12 protein-coding genes are annotated in these 16,044 nt (G+C 49.5%); 10 read left to right on the top strand and 2 right to left on the bottom strand.

Annotation, left to right across the window (positions count from 1 at the left end; all coding sequences use genetic code 11):
• Nucleotides 1-165 precede the first annotated feature (165 nt).
• Complete coding sequence (locus GI364_RS14085; protein ID WP_198849903.1) at nt 166-3,417, top strand: adenosylcobalamin-dependent ribonucleoside-diphosphate reductase; 3,252 nt, start codon at nt 166-168, stop codon at nt 3,415-3,417.
• Between the two features lie 415 nt (nt 3,418-3,832).
• Here the strand turns inward: GI364_RS14085 and GI364_RS14080 are convergent, their stop codons facing one another.
• Nucleotides 3,833-5,155: a hypothetical protein gene (locus GI364_RS14080; protein ID WP_198849902.1), complete on the bottom strand. Its 1,323-nt coding sequence runs from the start codon at nt 5,153-5,155 to the stop codon at nt 3,833-3,835.
• The gene (locus GI364_RS14075; protein ID WP_198849901.1) at nt 5,136-5,660 is read right to left on the bottom strand and encodes an RNA polymerase sigma factor; all 525 of its coding nucleotides are present in this window, start codon (nt 5,658-5,660) and stop codon (nt 5,136-5,138) included. The genes GI364_RS14080 and GI364_RS14075 overlap by 20 nt, the downstream gene beginning before the upstream one ends.
• Before the next feature lie 174 nt (nt 5,661-5,834).
• Here GI364_RS14075 and GI364_RS14070 point away from each other — a divergent pair, with 174 nt between their 5' ends.
• The 9 genes from GI364_RS14070 (at nt 5,835) to GI364_RS14030 (ending at nt 15,946) form a co-directional block, all read left to right on the top strand.
• On the top strand, nt 5,835-7,100 hold the full coding sequence (locus tag GI364_RS14070; RefSeq protein WP_233095799.1) for an amidohydrolase: 1,266 nt from the start codon (nt 5,835-5,837) through the stop codon (nt 7,098-7,100).
• A gap of 2 nt (nt 7,101-7,102) precedes the next feature.
• Nucleotides 7,103-8,476: a helix-turn-helix domain-containing protein gene (locus tag GI364_RS14065; protein ID WP_198849900.1), complete on the top strand. Its 1,374-nt coding sequence runs from the start codon at nt 7,103-7,105 to the stop codon at nt 8,474-8,476.
• 214 nt (nt 8,477-8,690) lie between these two features.
• Nucleotides 8,691-9,914 carry a Zn-dependent hydrolase gene (locus GI364_RS14060; RefSeq protein ID WP_198849899.1) on the top strand — a complete coding sequence of 408 codons (1,224 nt, stop codon included), beginning with the start codon at nt 8,691-8,693 and terminating at the stop codon, nt 9,912-9,914.
• Between the two features lie 132 nt (nt 9,915-10,046).
• Nucleotides 10,047-11,237, top strand: coding sequence for a M20 family metallopeptidase (locus GI364_RS14055; protein ID WP_198849898.1), 1,191 nt, complete (start codon nt 10,047-10,049; stop codon nt 11,235-11,237).
• 34 nt (nt 11,238-11,271) lie between these two features.
• On the top strand, nt 11,272-11,472 hold the full coding sequence (locus GI364_RS14050; RefSeq protein ID WP_198849897.1) for a DUF3311 domain-containing protein: 201 nt from the start codon (nt 11,272-11,274) through the stop codon (nt 11,470-11,472).
• Nucleotides 11,469-12,935: a sodium:solute symporter family protein gene (locus GI364_RS14045; RefSeq protein WP_198849896.1), complete on the top strand. Its 1,467-nt coding sequence runs from the start codon at nt 11,469-11,471 to the stop codon at nt 12,933-12,935. Before GI364_RS14050 ends, GI364_RS14045 begins: the two co-directional genes overlap by 4 nt.
• 230 nt (nt 12,936-13,165) lie before the next feature.
• A complete protein-coding gene (locus GI364_RS14040) occupies nt 13,166-13,864 on the top strand; it encodes a phosphoadenylyl-sulfate reductase (RefSeq protein WP_233095798.1) in 699 nt (232 codons plus the stop codon).
• Between the two features lie 58 nt (nt 13,865-13,922).
• Nucleotides 13,923-15,080 (top strand): sulfate adenylyltransferase, encoded by a 1,158-nt coding sequence (gene sat / locus GI364_RS14035; protein WP_198849895.1) that lies wholly within the window; start codon nt 13,923-13,925, stop codon nt 15,078-15,080.
• Between the two features lie 101 nt (nt 15,081-15,181).
• Nucleotides 15,182-15,946 carry a sulfite exporter TauE/SafE family protein gene (locus GI364_RS14030; protein ID WP_198849894.1) on the top strand — a complete coding sequence of 255 codons (765 nt, stop codon included), beginning with the start codon at nt 15,182-15,184 and terminating at the stop codon, nt 15,944-15,946.
• The last annotated feature ends 98 nt before the right edge of the window (nt 15,947-16,044 follow it).

The raw sequence follows: 16,044 nt of genomic DNA, 5'->3' as shown, positions 1-16,044 counted from the left end.
TGGCACAGTCGACTCGGTGAATACGCACGTACATAGTTGGTTCCTGTTATTTGCGTGAAAATTCCAAAATATTAGGTGATACAGATACAGCACTTGAAAGATTAGGGAAACAGGGTCGGGTTATCCTAATGATATCCCGTACTTTGAATGATGGGAGAGTCGTGGATGGGTCAAACGGTCAATCAAAGCATGTTGCCATTTTCAGATGAAGATAGGTTGGGAGCGACTGGAGAAAGAATTGTTGCCGACCGCTATTTAATGAAGGATGTTACCAAGGAAAGTTTACAGGCCGGTTCACTTGTGGTGGCTGTTTTGGATAAAAAACGCGCCTATCATGAACTGGCTGCAGTGGTCAGTGTAGATAAGGACGCGCAAACTGCAGTGGTGGAACTAAAGGACGGCGTCCAAGAGACACTGCCTTTGCAGCAAGTGGACGTTTTGTCCGAAACTGCTCCCAGAGATATGTGGAAGCGTGTATCGCGGGGGGCCGCAGAAGTCACAAATAATCCAGATGTTTGGGCAGAACGGTTCTATGAACTGCAGACCGGATGGAAATATGTCCCTGGGGGCAGGATTAACGCTTCTATGGGATCAGGCATGCAGACAACCAGCTATAACTGCTTTGTGATTCCAAGTGTAGGTCCAACGCTTCGCGACTATGCTGAATCCTTCGGGCAGACACTCGAGATTCAAGCCCGCAGCGGCGGTGTTGGCATGAATCTCTCGAGGATTCCTCCACAGGGAACACTCGTGCCTGTTGCGGAAGAATCCAGATTGCAATATCTGAATCTGGTGATGGACGTATGGCACGCAGACATAGACGAATTTCTCGGAACGCCCTATCCCAACAGCACGAAGGTTGTGCGCATTAACCGTGAGTTCATTCGTGCAGTTGAGGAAGACGAGGACTGGCAGTTTGTTTTCCCTGACACCACCGTAGAGAACTACGATGAAATGTGGAACGGGCAGATTCAAAGTTGGTTGGAAGCAGGACTGCCTGTAACGAAATCTGGAAACGTATCTGCAAAGGAACTCTACCATCGAATCTTGGACAGCGGCGTCATGGTCCTGTCGGACTTGGTGGGCAGTGTTCTCTATCCAGGTGATCAGCGAAGCACCATTGCCTCCACTCTTGCCGACATGTGGGAGAAGATGCATGACGGCAAACGCGTGTCTGTGGTCCTGTCATCTTTGCGTCCCCGCTATAGCTATGTCAGGGGTGTTAACGGCCGCAGCTCCGGGGCCTATTCGTGGGGTCAATTGTACGACAAAGGGAATCTGGTGTTTGGCCAAGGCTTCGGACCTGTAGGCGTAGGGGAAATTATGAGCGTCGGGTGTCAATTGACACTGCAGGGCGGATCCCGCAGAGGCGCGCTCATGCTCATCCTGAACGACAGACATGCGGATATTCGCAAGTTCATCCGCAGTAAACAAGTTGACGGCGTCATTACCGGCGCAAACATTTCTGTCGGTATTTCTGAACGATACATGGAGGCGAAGGCGAACGGCGAGCCTTGGAATCTAGGGTATGTTTCGTTGGAAGACGCTGAACGGTTTACGGGAGACTTTGATTCCTTTGAAGCTGATGGAGGAACGGTTGAGGTGACAGAAGTCATCAACGCCAGTCAGTTGTGGGATGAGCTGGTTACGTCCGCTTGGAAATCGGCCGAACCGGGCGTCGTTTTTCTGGGGCGCGCCAATGCCATGTCCAATTCGTATTACTTCAATCCCTTGGTGGCCACCAATCCGTGCGGCGAGCAGCCCTTGCCTGCTTACGGAATTTGCAATTTGGGTGCCGTCGTGCTGAGTAAGTTTGCGGCTGGTTTTAAGGATTCAGGAGAGACTGTGGAATTTGAAGACAGGGACAAGCAAGCCTACGTGAAAGAGTGGCTTAGCAAATCCTTTGATAACGAAACAACAGAATTTTTGTTAACTCATATTAAGTGGGAAGCGTTGGAAGAGACGACCAGGCTGGGCATTCGCTTTCAGGATGCCGTGATTGATGCGACATACTATCCATTTGACGAAAACCGCCGCAATCAAATGAGCGAGCGCAGAGTCGGTCTCGGCATTATGGGTTTGCACGATTTGCTGCTGTACTGCGGAGTGAAATACGGATCGGCCGAATCTGTAGACCTTATCAACATTGTGATGGGTCTGATGGCAGAGTGGAGCTATCTGGAGTCTGTAGAACTGGCAAAGGAGAATGGCCCGTTCCCAGCTTTTGATGCGGACAAGTTTCTCAATTCCGGTTATATGAAACAGATGGCAGCGGAAAGGCCCCACGTCACAGAGGCCATTCGGCGGCACGGTGTCCGCAATGTCACCACAATGACCATTGCGCCAACAGGTACAACAGGTACCATGGTTGGATGCTCCACAGGCTGCGAACCCTATTACGCGTGGTCCTATTTCCGAAACTCCAGACTGGGAATGTTCGAGGAGAATGCGGGTATCGTGCAGGAGTACTACGATGCACATCCTGGCGAGGACTCTTTACCCGCTTACTTTGCGACATCGATGGAACTGACCCCAGAGGAACATGTCCGGGTGCAGGGCGCACTGCAAAAGTGGATTGACAGTTCCATTTCGAAAACCTGTAATGCACCGAATTCCTACACAGTGGAGAACACCAAGCAACTGTACGACTTGGCTTATGACTTAGGGTGCAAAGGTGTCACGATTTACCGCGACGGATCGCGTTCAGAACAGGTCCTGTCCCTTAAATCCGAGGATGATAAGGATGCTGAGAGTGGATCAACCGACAGCCGTACGTCAAATCTGGAGACCCCCGAGTCAACTGAGCAGCAAATCCAAGAGGCGGTACAAGCCATGGAGAGCACCCAGTCGTCTCGCAGACAAGCATACGTAAAGACCAGCAGGCCTGATGTGTTGTACGGCGCAACCTATAAGAAGACTACACCGCTTGGCAAGGCGTACATCACAATCAATGATGACCCGGTCTATCACGTTGCCTCCGAGATGTTTGTCAACATCGGCAAGGCTGGCAGTGACGTGTATGCTTCCAACGAAGCCCTTGGCAGAGCCATTACGCTCTACCTGCGGGACTCAAGCAACCCCAACAAGGAAGCAGAACTCGTCAAACACTTCGGCGGCATCGGCGGTTCCAGTTCCGTTGGATTTGGCGACCGGCGCATCACATCCGTTCCGGACGCCATTGCAAAAGCCTTGATTGAGCATTCGGAAACATTTCCAATGCGAAAATCCGCGTTTCAGGAATGGGCCTCCGGCCAAGAGTCTGCAACGATTGAGACACAAGCACAGGAGGAGACAAAGCCTTTGGCCCTGCGGTCGTTCAGTGTGGAAAAAGACTTGTGTCCCAACTGTCACCAGCATTCCTTCATTCATACCGGAGGATGCTATGAATGTGAGGCATGCGGCTACAGCAAGTGTTAGCGCGGAATGTGAGTCGTCCGAAAGAACGAAGTGTGAGAATGAGGAATGAGAGGCACATGTCCGCAGTAAGTGCAAGGATGTAGAATGTGAGCAGGGGTAGCAGGAGTAGCGGGTCCGCAGATAAGCTCCCCTCGGATCGCTATTTTGCAATTTGTGCCGCAAGCCGCAGAAATAAGCTCCTGAGGAGTGCTAATGTGGCCAAAACACGGCTGTTCAGGGTAGCTGGGCTGCAGATAAGCTCTTTTGGGATCGCTATTCTGCTATTTGTACCCCAGATGTTGAAGATAAGCGTTTCTCAAACGCTTATCCTCTACTCAATCACTAACGGTGAGCCGGAGGCCGGACTCGCGCCCGCATCGAGGCTAATACTCTGGCTTCGTCTATATCTTTTCTACAGATTCGCGGCAGTCAAAATCTATTGTCCAGCCGACTGTGACGGTCCCAGCATGGATGAAACCATTTTGTCCATTGTGCTTGTACCAATTATCTTCTGGTTGGAGGGCTCCCAACCTTCTACGTCATAGAAAACGCCCGATTTGGAATCATTCCATTGATACACATATGAATTCAAGCTACCCGTCTTACCGGGTCGCTTTTCTTTAACAAGGTGAATGCGTTGTCCTTTGATGACGTGAAGTTTCCCTTTAGGAATCATTTTATCGGCAGCCGGAGTGTAGCCTTCATGAATATCAATGGTGGCTTGCCCGTTCTTGTAGATTAGGTCGAATGTGCTCTGAACCGTCTTCGTTACCCCCCCAGCGGTCTTTGCACGGGAGGATGGAGAGGATGTTTTCCAATTCGGAGGTCCGTCCATTGTTATCGTTTCCCCGGTAACTGACGCAAGTTTGAATCCGCGCGAAACAAATGAAGGAATCGCTGGCTTGAAGTAGTGTACTGCCTGTACCGCGTTTGCAATGGTACCCGATGCGGTTACATTGACTTCCTTTGGCTTTTTCTGTTCGGGTACAGTTAAACCCTCGAGAATTTGAATCACTTTATCCGCTGGAGGTTGGTTTGCCGCACTGCCCATATACTGCGCACTGTACTGTATACCGTGTTTCGAAAACGTGATAATGACGTTGGTCGGGGGCTGAGAAGGATGCAGTTGTTTGGGAACAGTTTTTGGTTTGAATCGGTAGATGGCTACTGTTAATCCATTACGATGAATTATTGTCTTCTTTTCTGACGAGGAATCGTTGAGTTGTTGTTCGTATTTTTGATACTGAGCCGACAACATCTCAGATATATTCATCCCCATGGACTGGGTCTGTTTATTGGTTGACGCTTGCGCCGAATAGACGAAGTTAAAGCTTGCGGAATGACTACTGCGATTGTTCGTGATAAGTAGATCTGAATGCGAAACTGTCAATCCCTTGGGATAGCTTGGTAATGTCGGTTGAAATCCAAGCCTTTTTTGATAATACTTCTCTATTGAAGTGACAGGAACATTTGTCTTAGTTGTACTCACATCTGTGTTACTTGGTTTGAAGGATGTGGAGTGCAACATGTGTACCTTATATAGCAATGTGCCTCCTATGGTAACCGCAACAAGGGTACCGGCAGTTACAGCAGAACGCCTAATCAGCACATTTTTCCGTCGAGCGTGAGTGTATTTCTCAACTGACTCACTGGCTACAGCTGTCAAGATATTATTCCAAATGTGATGCAGCTTCTTATCGGAGAGTTCTACTTTATCAATACTATTCCGAATCACTTCATCAATGTAGGTTTTCTCCATGTAATTTACCCCCTTCATCTGCACTATCCGAGAACCATAGCTTCACAATCAGTTTACGCGCGCGATAGAGTGAAACTCGCACGTTCATGGGTGATACCTTAAGAATCTCAGCAGTTTCCTTCGTTGAAAATCCCTGGATGATTCGCAGAAAAATAGTTTCACGTTGCATAAGTGGCAATAACTCAATGATTTCTTGTAGTTCAAGGGATGAAGATAGGCTTGTGGACTGGCGAGAACTAGATTGTAGACGGTACAGTGATTCAGACTCTCTTTTCTCCTTGCGATACATATCCTTAATGTGATTTCGGGCAATTTTGAAGAGCCACGTTCGTGCACTGGATTTGTGGTTAAATTTGTGCCAATACCGAAAAGCCTTTATGAACACATCCTGTACCACATCTTGGGCGTCCATCCAAGGAGGACACATGTGCGAAACATAGTTATACAAATTAGTTGCTTCTAGTTGAAACAACGAGTGAATCTCCTCGTATCTGTCTTCACTCACGTGCATCACCTCGCTTGCTGTCAATTTGACGAACCGCATTGGCAGTTGTTACAGAGACTACAATATTTAATCTTCGCATTGCGATGCACAAGCTGTATGTTCTTCGTTGCCAGTCTATTGCCGAACTTTGGGTCATTCAATACAATCTAGATATTACAAAGGGGGAGCAGCACAGTGGATATCATTGCAATGCGGCGTGACTTGCACAGGCATCCGGAAGTCGGATTTACGGAGTTTCGCACTGCAAGCATAGTTGTTCGCAGGCTGGAGTCATTGGGGTATGAGGTGCACTATGGGCCTGAAGTGATGGTAGCGCAGGAGCGCATGGGGGTTCCATCAGACTCCGAACTTCAGGCCGCCTATGAGAGAGCTCTGTCAGAAGACGCCAATCCTGCTGTTCTCAAGAAAATGCAGGGCGGTCTTACGGGCATTGTTGCAACTTTAGCGAAAGGGAGCAAAGGTGAAGTAATGGCAGTTCGCTTTGACATGGATGCGTTGCCAGTACAGGAGTCTACTAGCGAACATCACCGGCCCGCTCAGTTGGGATTCGAGTCGCAGCACCCTGGACAAATGCACGCCTGCGGACACGACGGTCATACGTCCATCGGATTAGCCTTTGCAGAGAAAATGGTGAATACTCCTTTTGAAGGCGTCTTAAAGCTGATTTTTCAACCTGCCGAAGAGGGGGGGCGCGGTGCCTATGCCATGGTTCAAGCTGGTGTGGCAGACGATGTGGACTACTTTTTCGGATTGCATTTAGGCCTTGATTTGCCGGATGGTGCAGTGAGTGGAGGAACACATGAGTTCTTGGCTTCGACGAAAATGCAGGCACACTTTCAGGGTATTGCGGCCCATGCAGCAGCGGCACCGGAACAAGGGAGAAACGCCTTATTAGGAGCGGCCAGCGCCTTGATGAACATACATGCAGTCCCACGGTTCAGCGGTGGTCCCACTCGCGTCAATGTGGGTATGCTGCACGGGGGGACAGCGGCCAATATTATTGCTGAGCAAGCAACGATGACACTCGAGTGCAGGGCAGAGTCGTCTGATATTCACGCGGATTTAGAGCACCGCGTTACATCTATTTTGGAGTACAGTGCAAAGATGCATGGTTTAGACTTATCCATAACGGTCACTGGTAAAACCATTGCGGCAAAATGTGACGACGAACTTGTCCAGATTGCCATGGCAGAGGCGCAACAAGTAAACGGCTTTACGTCCGTGAAGCCGTCTCATCCGCTCGGTGCCAGCGAGGACGCGACCTTTTTCATGGAGCGTGTCCAAAATCGGGGCGGAAAGGCAACCTATATGGTAGTGGGCACGCCGATTCCGGCACCACATCATAATCCCCGCTTTGATATTCGGGAGGACGCTCTTGAAAGAGCCGTCAATGTGTTGGAACGCATCGCGCTGAAACTACTTTCGAGTAAAGGGAAATAGAGATGAAAATACATTTAGGGGTAATCGGTGCGGATGACTCAATGAAGAGAATACTTGAGGTTGCTCAAGGCTATCCGTCTTTGGAAGTTCATCCATACATCTACTGGGATGAGAATGAAGTCATTCCGCTTTTGTCAGAGCACGCTCATACATCAGATATGTGGCTGTTTAGCGGCAAAATTCCCTATGAAATTGCTAGGGCGTGGGGTCAGCTTCACGTACCGCTGTTCTATTTAGAGCACACGGGTTTCAGCTTATACCCTGTACTCCTCTATTTGGCTCATGAACACGACATTTCAATTCGAGAAATCAGTCTGGATACCATCACAGCCGAAGAAATCAGCAAAATGCTGCACGAGACCGGGATTGTCAGCGAATTCCCCCGTGAGTTCTACAGTTCTGCAAGAACTAGAGAGACACTGATTCGCCACCATGAAGAGTTGTACAGACAGGGGCGTGTCAAGGCAGTAGTCACGTGTCTCCGATCGGCGCATTTAGCATTAGCTGACAAGGGCATCCCGGCACACCATGTCCTTTCCACTCGATTCGCCATTGAACGTGCTTTATCCGACGTCATCCAAACCTTTGAGATGCTGCACTTTCGCGATAGTCAAATTGCAGTACAACTATTCGAGTTTACCTCCGTTCAGCCAACAAGCGCGACGCCAGCGGAGCCGAACCGGACGCCAACCGAGCCGGAATCCATCGAAGGGCAGTCCAGAAGGACAGAGTCCATTCGGACAAGACAGGTAACTGCAGCCATTGAGGGCTACGCCAAAAAGCTGCAAGGATCGGTACGCTGGATGGGTGAGACTGAAGGGATGATTCTGACAACAAGAGGCGCATTGGCAGACGTGACTGAGGGGTTTCGTAAGAAAGCCAGTGACCTTGAGGGCACCACTCAATCGCGGGCAGGACTGGAATCTATGAGTTGTGGTATTGGGATTGGCAGAACGGTCTTTGAAGCACAGGAGAATGCGACTATGGCCATGCGGCATGCGCGAAAGTACAGAAATGAGAACTGGGTCGTTGTTTTTGACAACAAAAAAATCAAGGTGTTTTCGGACAAAGACCGCACAGAACAACAAAGTCTCTCCTATGACTACGCAGATGAAGGATTGCAGAACGTGGCCGATATTGCTGGCCTGAGTGTTTCTACGCTAAGCAAGGTTACCCATGTGCTTCATAAACTCGGTACTGATGAGCTGACCGCAAATGAACTAGCGCAAAATCTTCAGATTCTTCCTCGCAGCGCCCGGCGTATCTTGGGAACCCTCGAAAAAAGTGGGTTTGCTAAGGTACGCGGGGAAGAGACACCGTTCATGCAAGGACGGCCCCGAAAGCTTTATCAAATCACACTAAGAAAACAAAAATAGCACAAAAGCATCTAGACGTCTCCATATCTATGATGATATAATTCTGAAAAATAAGATTAACCGTAAATCAACCGAAAACATTTATTGGTATTTGTGGTGCGTATATTGGAGCGGCTTATAGCGGCGGTAAGATTGTAAACAGAAAGCTCTATATGAAGGCTTTGCATCAAAAAACCTTATAGCAAAAAGGCGTACCCAAAGAGGATGAGATGGATTGACTCTTAACGCAGACAGGTTGTGGCATCGCTTGAAGGCTTTGCACGAATATGGACAGAGTCCGGACGGCGGTGTGAATCGCTTTTCGTTTACAGATGAAGAACGTGCTGTGAAAAATCAGGTGTCAAAGTACATGAGGGCTGCGGGTTTGGAGGTTCGTGAAGATGCAGTGGGTAATTTAGTTGGCCGTCTTGAAGGAACGGATCCCGCAGCATCGGTGATTCTAGTAGGCTCTCATGTGGACTCGGTGCCAAACGGCGGAGACTTCGACGGCCCGCTTGGTGTCCTTTCTGGCATAGAAGCGGTGCAAGCAATGCAGGAGGAAGGTCACAAGAACAGGCATCCTATCGAAGTAGTGGCCTTCACTGACGAGGAGGGATCTCGCTTTCACTTTGGTATGATTGGCAGCCGAGCGGCTGCCGGAACTTTACGGCCGGAGGACTTTGACCGGACGGATAATAACGGCACTAGCATTGCGGAAGCCATGAAAGCACAGGGCTTCAACCCTGAAGGGTTTTTGGATGCGGCGCGGAAACCGGGATCGGTTCGAGCGTATCTAGAAGTACACATCGAACAGGGCAAGGTGCTGGAGTTGAGGAACGAACCGGTCGGTGTCGTAACAGGGATAGCGGGGCCTGTGTGGCTTCAGGTTCGGGTTTACGGTGAAGCCGGTCATGCCGGAGCGACTCCAATGAATCTTCGCAAAGACGCCCTGGTCGGTGCCAGCGAAATGATTCAATTTATTGAAGAGGAGACTAGCAGACACCCAAGGACGGTTGGCACAGTGGGGCAATTGAGGGTCTCCCCTGGCGGGGTCAATATCATTCCTGGAGACGTGGAATTTACGTTGGATTTGAGAGACATTGATGTTGCCCAGAGAGATGCCGCTGAAACTGCGATTCGAGCATACATCCGTAAGGTTTGCACGGAGCGCGGCCTGAAGTCCGAAATCAAAGAACTGCAGCGGATTCAACCTGTGCAGTGCGACGAAACGGTGCAGATACTGATGTCCGAAGCCGCCAAAGAAGCAGGATTTACGGCACCGTTTCTGCCCAGCGGCGCGGGTCACGATGGCATGCAGTTGGCAGTTTTGTGTCCCATTGGCATGATTTTCGCGCGGTCTAAAGATGGGATTAGCCATCATCCAGACGAATATACCAGCAAAGAGGATTGTGCCGCGGCTGCACAAGTACTCTACCGCACATTGAAGAAGCTGTCCTGACTTGGAAGAAGCTGTCCTGATTTGATGCCTGCAAGAACAAAGAGACTAGGCCAAAGGCCTCATGATAGGTCTGTGAACTAGGCCTTGTCCACGCTTTGGGAAGACATTTGAATGTAACGGGAGGCGTTATTGATGTCTGTTATGTTGGAAGATTTGGAATCGAGAGTTGAATCTGTCAAAGAAGAAGTTATCGGCTGGCGTAGATATTTGCATGAAAACCCGGAGCTATCCTTTCAGGAGGAAAAAACCTCTCAGTTCATCTATGACACATTGAAGAGTTTTGGCGGCAATCTGGAGATAACTCGTCCCACGCCGACCAGTGTGGTTGCCAAGCTGAAAGGCGGAAAGCCTGGCCGTGTCTTGGGAGTCCGGGCGGATATGGATGCACTGCCCATTACGGAGGAAAACAGCTTTGAGTTCAAATCCAAAAACGACGGCGTCATGCACGCTTGTGGTCACGATGGTCACACAGCCATGCTGCTTGGCACGGCCAAATTGCTGCTTGCGATGCAACCGGATATTCCTGGGGAGGTCCGTTTCATCTTTCAGCATGCCGAGGAGTTGTTCCCCGGGGGAGCAGAAGAAATGGTAAACGCGGGCGTGATGGAAGGTGTGGAGCAGGTCATCGGGATCCACCTGTGGTCGCCTTTGACAGTTGGCAAAATCGGGATTCGGGCTGGAGCATTCATGGCAGCGCCGGATACCTTCTATATCACAGTCAAGGGCAAGGGTGGTCATGCGGCCCAGCCTCAGGAGACGGTAGACAGTATTGCAGTCGCAGCTCAGGTGGTTACCAATCTGCAGCATGTTGTGTCACGCAATCTCGATCCCGTTGACCCAGCGGTCCTATCCGTCACCAAGTTTGTTGGGGGCACCACACATAATGTCATCCCAGGCAGTGTCGAGATGATGGGTACCGTACGCTCGTTCCGACCCGAGCTTCGCACTGAAGTTCCAGCTCTGATGGAACGGGTTATCAAAGGAGTTACAGATGCCCATGGTGCAACCTACACGTTCAAATACGAGAGAGGGTATCGCCCAGTCATTAACGATGAAGCTGTCACAGAAAAACTACGAGAGTGTCTTGTGGAAGCATTCTCGGAGTCTGTAGTGCAGGAACTGCCACCGACCATGGGCGGGGAGGATTTTTCAGCATACCAGCAAAAAGCACCAGGAGTTTTCTTCTATGTGGGCGCTCGAAATGAGGAGAAAGATATCGTTTATCCGCACCACCACCCGCGCTTCACGGTAGATGAAACTGCGTTGCCCATAGGCGTAAAGGCGTTTATCCACGCTGTTTTTAAGTTGAATAGCGAGGAGTAGATAAACGATCTGAGTCGAGGAAGGAGGGATGATAATGAGGCCGGTAACCTGGTTGGCGCTGTTGCCGTTTATCGGGATTTTGGGAGGCATTGGCTTTGCAAATCGTGTGACTCCATACGTTTTGGGTATGCCGTTTATTCTGTTTTGGATTGTCATGTGGGTGGTTTTGACGTCTGTTGTGATGTTTGTGATTTATCGATTTGATCCGAAAAACCAGGGAGGTGATGTAGAGTGAACAGTGCATTAGCGATAATTTTTTTGTTCCTGCTGCTTTCCATTTATTTGGGTATTCGTGCAAGGCGCGGCAAGACCATGAACCTGGAACAATGGACTACTGGCGGACGGAGTTTCGGTACCTTGTTTGTGTTCCTGCTCAGTGCAGGTGAAATTTACACAACATTCACATTTTTAGGGGGAAGCGGCTGGTCTTACGGAAAAGGGGCGCCGACTTTCTACATTTTAAGCTACGGTGCACTGGCCTACATCATGTCCTATTGGCTGCTTCCGGCAATTTGGCGTTATTCAAAAAAACACAGGCTTGTATCACAATCGGACTTCTTTGTCAGTAAATACAACAGTCCTAGCCTCGGTGTCACGGTTTCCATCATTGGTATTGTAGCCATGGTCCCGTATCTTGTTCTGCAGTTAAAAGGCTTGGGGCTGATTGTGCAGGAAGCGTCCTACGGAACGATTTCCTCGACCTTGGCCATTTGGATTGGCGTCATCGCAGTAACCATCTACGTCATGACGTCCGGCGTTCACGGCTCTGCCTGGACTTCCGTCGTGAAAGACGCCATGGTATTGTTGATTGTGTTAATCTTGGGTATTTACTTGCCCTTTCATTTCTATGGTGGATTCGGTCACATGTTTCAGCAAATCAATCAGGTAAAACCAGGCTTCCTCACCTTGAGCACCAAGGGAATGAGCATTTCCTGGTTTATCTCAACGGTTCTCTTGACCGCCCTTGGGTTCTACACTTGGCCGCACTCTTTTGGTGCCATCTTCACGGCAAAACACGAGAAGATTTTCCGAAGAAATGCGGTGATCTTTCCCTTGTATCAACTGGTATTGCTGTTCGTTTTCTTCGTTGGATTCGCCGCGATTCTGCAGGTTCCGCATTTGAACAATCCAGATTTGGCGCTTTTGGCTGTCTCGAAAAAAGCATTTTCACCTTGGTTCCTGGGTGTCATTGGAGCCGCTGGGTTGTTGTGTGCAATTGTCCCCGGATCGATGTTGATGATGACGAGTGCAACCATGATGTCGAAAAACATCTATAAGGTTTTCAACAGCCAAGCAACCGATGCCCAAGTCTCAGCACTTGCGAAGTACTTGGTCCCTGTAGTGGCTCTGATTGCACTGTACTTTACCTTCCATGGCGGTGACACCATTGTGGCGCTGCTGCTCATGGGGTACAGTTTTGTGACACAGTTCTTCCCAGCCATCCTGTTTAGTTTGGCTAAGCGCAACCCAATTTCTAAAGCAGGCGCATTTGCTGGAATTCTCACTGGTGAAGTTGTAGTGGCTGTCGTCAGTTTGTCGCACCAAACTGTAGGAACAATCTTCCCCTTCCTGCCGCAGTGGGGCAAGGACTTGAACGTAGGTATCGTGGCTATGATACTCAATTTGATTGTGACCTTCGCGGTCAGTGCATTTACGAAGAAAGTGGAGCTTGCGGTAGCACCGGAACTAGAGGCGTAACCCCCGTCGCAAATGCGAATAACGATTGTTCTATAGTATCTGCAGTAATCATGAGGCACTTGTGAGCCTGCCGCACACAGGACACACAGGTGCCTCTTTCTCGTGTGAAGGTAAACAAACGGTGAGCGACATTGAGCAAAGCCTACACAAAAAGTTCACTTGAGCAATATATAAATATTACTTATGATACTTATATGAAAATCAAATAGAAAAAGCGAAGAGGTGCTGCTGTGGAAACAACTGGATTGAGTCAAGAGCAGTGCAACGAACTTTCAAGCGTGTTTGAAGCACAGTCTCCTGAAAGGACGATAGACAAAGCTCTGAAGGTCATTCCGAGTCTTGCCCTTGCCTGCAGTTTCGGTGCTGAGGATATGGTACTTCTTGATATTGTTATGAAAATCAATCCCACAACTACAGTCTTTTATTTGGATACGGATGTTTTGTTCAGAGAGACCTATCAATTAATAGATGAAGCAGTCAACAAGTACGGAATACCGAACTTGATTCGGGTTACACCACGTCTGTCATTGCAGGAACAGCAAGAGCAGTACGGTGACAGGCTGTGGGAGAATAATGCCACTTTGTGCTGCGACCTCCGAAAAGTGCGGCCACTTACAGAGTTCCTGAGTTCGGTGGATGGATGGGTCACGGGAATCCGACGTGATCAAGCGCCAACACGAGCGAATGCTCAGGTATTTGAACGGGACGCAAAATTTAATGTTGTGAAAGTGAATCCACTGGTTCGGTGGACGGAGACTGACGTGTGGTCTTACATTCGCACCCATAAGGTTCCTTATAATCCCCTGCATGACAACGGTTACCCGAGTATAGGCTGCGCCTATTGCACACTGCCCGTGAAACCTGGAGCAGATCCGCGCAGCGGGCGGTGGGCCGGGCAGCTTAAAACTGAGTGCGGCTTACACAAATAGCGTGCGCGGTAATTGTCCGTCTATCTTCCTGAAGCAGATCTTCAAACGAGGTGACGCAGTGACAAGAGGTGACGCAGTGACAAATTGTATGGTTCCAGACAACCTCGAGGCAAAGCTAAAGAAATACGCGTTGGGGCTTAGGCATGTGGTTGCAGATGAAATTACGGAATCTGACTTGATTCAAATCGGGGTTGGTGCTTTTTCTCCGCTGTCCGGATTTATGTCGGAAGGGGACTACAACTCTGTAGTCGAAAACATGCGTCTGCAAAACGGATCGGTTTGGCCCATCCCCATTACTTTGCCGGTAACAGACGAGACAGCGGCTAAAATCAAATTCCAGGATGACATCGCTATTATCCGGCAGGATGGAACCTTGGCAGCTGTGATGCGTGTTGAAAGTATTTATCAGCCGCAGATTCTGCATGAAGCGCAAAGGGTGTACAAAACCACCGATACTGCACATCCTGGTGTAAACAGGCTGTATACCCGGGGTTCCACGTACTTAGGCGGACCTGTTCAAGTGTTGCGGGACGAACGAACGGATGCATTTTCCGACTCCTTTTATACCCCAGAACAGACCCGTCAACAGTTTGCGAAATTTGGATGGAAGACAATTGTCGGATTTCAGACGCGCAATCCGATTCACCGAGCTCATGAGTATATTCAGAAGACGGCACTGGAGACGGTTGACGGTCTTTTTCTAAACCCTCTGGTCGGCCCGACGAAAAGCGATGATGTCCCGGCTGAAGTTCGCCTCCGCGCCTACCAAGCGATACTCCAATACTACTACCCAAAAGATAGAGTGTTTTTCGGTGTGTACAAGGCTGCGATGCGGTACGCTGGTCCGAGAGAAGCTATTATGCACGCGCTGGTCCGTCGGAACTATGGTTGTACCCACTTTATTGTCGGGCGCGATCACGCTGGAGTCGGCGATTACTACGGCACATATGACGCACAGAAAATATTTGAGAACTTTTCAGCAGAAGAACTAGGCATCACACCGTTGTTTTTTGAGCATGCATTTTACTGTAGAAAATGCTCTGGAATGGCCACAACAAAATCTTGTCCGCATTCTGAAACAGACAGAGTCATTCTTTCTGGTACAAAAGTACGGCAGATGTTGCGAGAAGGGATTGCACCCCCACCTGAGTTTAGCCGGGCAGAAGTGGTCGATGTGCTGATGGAGCATTATCAGCATCACCCCTCTATTCGCTGATTCAAACGGGACTACCTCAAGGCCACACGCGAGAAGAATGCGGCGTTGCTGGAGTACTCTATCAAGGCAGTGAAGTCTCTCTCAGGCGGTGGGATCAACTGATGGATTACAGTATCGCAGGGTTTGCAGTGGGTGTTCTGGTAGGTGTATCAGGAATCGGCGGAGCTCTGGTGATGACCCCGCTTCTCATTTTGTGGTTTCACATGACTCCGGAGATGGCGGTGGGAACGGACTTGGCGTATGCCTTTGTGACAAAGGCGGTTGGGTCGTTTCAGCATATGCGCCAGAAGACGGTGGATTTTTTTGCTGTTCGTTGGTTGTCCTATGGCAGTATACCTGGAGCTGTGCTCGGATCTGTGACAATGTCCGCCTTGAAGTACTTCACATCAGTGCAGGAAGTCAACCGGATTGTTTCCCATGCCCTTGGTGCTGTGTATATCGCAACTACAGCCATACTCGTCTTTCAGTGGTTTATTCGGAGACGTACCACAATCCGTCCCATGACACGATTTTTAAAACCAATTCTAGTTGCACTGGGAGTTTTTACAGGAGTGATAGTGGGGGTTACTTCTGTCGGGAGCGGCTCATTGTACCTAGCTGTTCTAGCTGTTGTCTATCCCATTTCTGCCGCCAAACTGGTAGGGACAGATTTAGTTCAAAGTGTGCTTATGACCGGGATTGCCGCAATTGCTCACTGGGCTGTCGGAGCAGTCAATCCGATTACACTGTTGTATCTGTTGATTGGATCCATCCCCGGCATCATGATTGGGAGCAGGCTTACGCTGCGGGTGCCAGCAGCGGTGATTCGCATCATGTTACTGGCACTCCTGGGATGGTCTAGTGTCAACATGCTGTCTGCGTGGTAAGCACAGTGTTGACATGATTCCGGAGTTTGGGGCACTGAACGAAGACACAGTGACATCCACTCAACATTGCCTGTGAGGTGCCCCTGACATCGGCGAGA

Origin of the sequence: Alicyclobacillus sp. SO9 (assembly GCF_016406125.1) — a bacterium.
In the GTDB taxonomy this organism is placed as follows: domain Bacteria; phylum Bacillota; class Bacilli; order Alicyclobacillales; family Alicyclobacillaceae; genus SO9.
The sequence above is the reverse complement of the archived record's forward strand: the minus strand, read 5'-3'. Positions and strand labels throughout refer to the sequence as shown.

Excerpts from the sequence above, each read along its gene's own strand:
- GI364_RS14085 (WP_198849903.1), top strand. The coding sequence starts at position 166 with ATGGGTCAAACGGTCAATCAAAGCATGTTGCCATTTTCAGATGAAGAT.
- GI364_RS14080 (WP_198849902.1), bottom strand. The coding sequence starts at position 5,155 with ATGGAGAAAACCTACATTGATGAAGTGATTCGGAATAGTATTGATAAA.
- GI364_RS14065 (WP_198849900.1), top strand. The coding sequence starts at position 7,103 with ATGAAAATACATTTAGGGGTAATCGGTGCGGATGACTCAATGAAGAGA.
- GI364_RS14055 (WP_198849898.1), top strand. The coding sequence starts at position 10,047 with ATGTCTGTTATGTTGGAAGATTTGGAATCGAGAGTTGAATCTGTCAAA.
- GI364_RS14050 (WP_198849897.1), top strand. The coding sequence starts at position 11,272 with ATGAGGCCGGTAACCTGGTTGGCGCTGTTGCCGTTTATCGGGATTTTG.
- GI364_RS14030 (WP_198849894.1), top strand. The coding sequence starts at position 15,182 with ATGGATTACAGTATCGCAGGGTTTGCAGTGGGTGTTCTGGTAGGTGTA.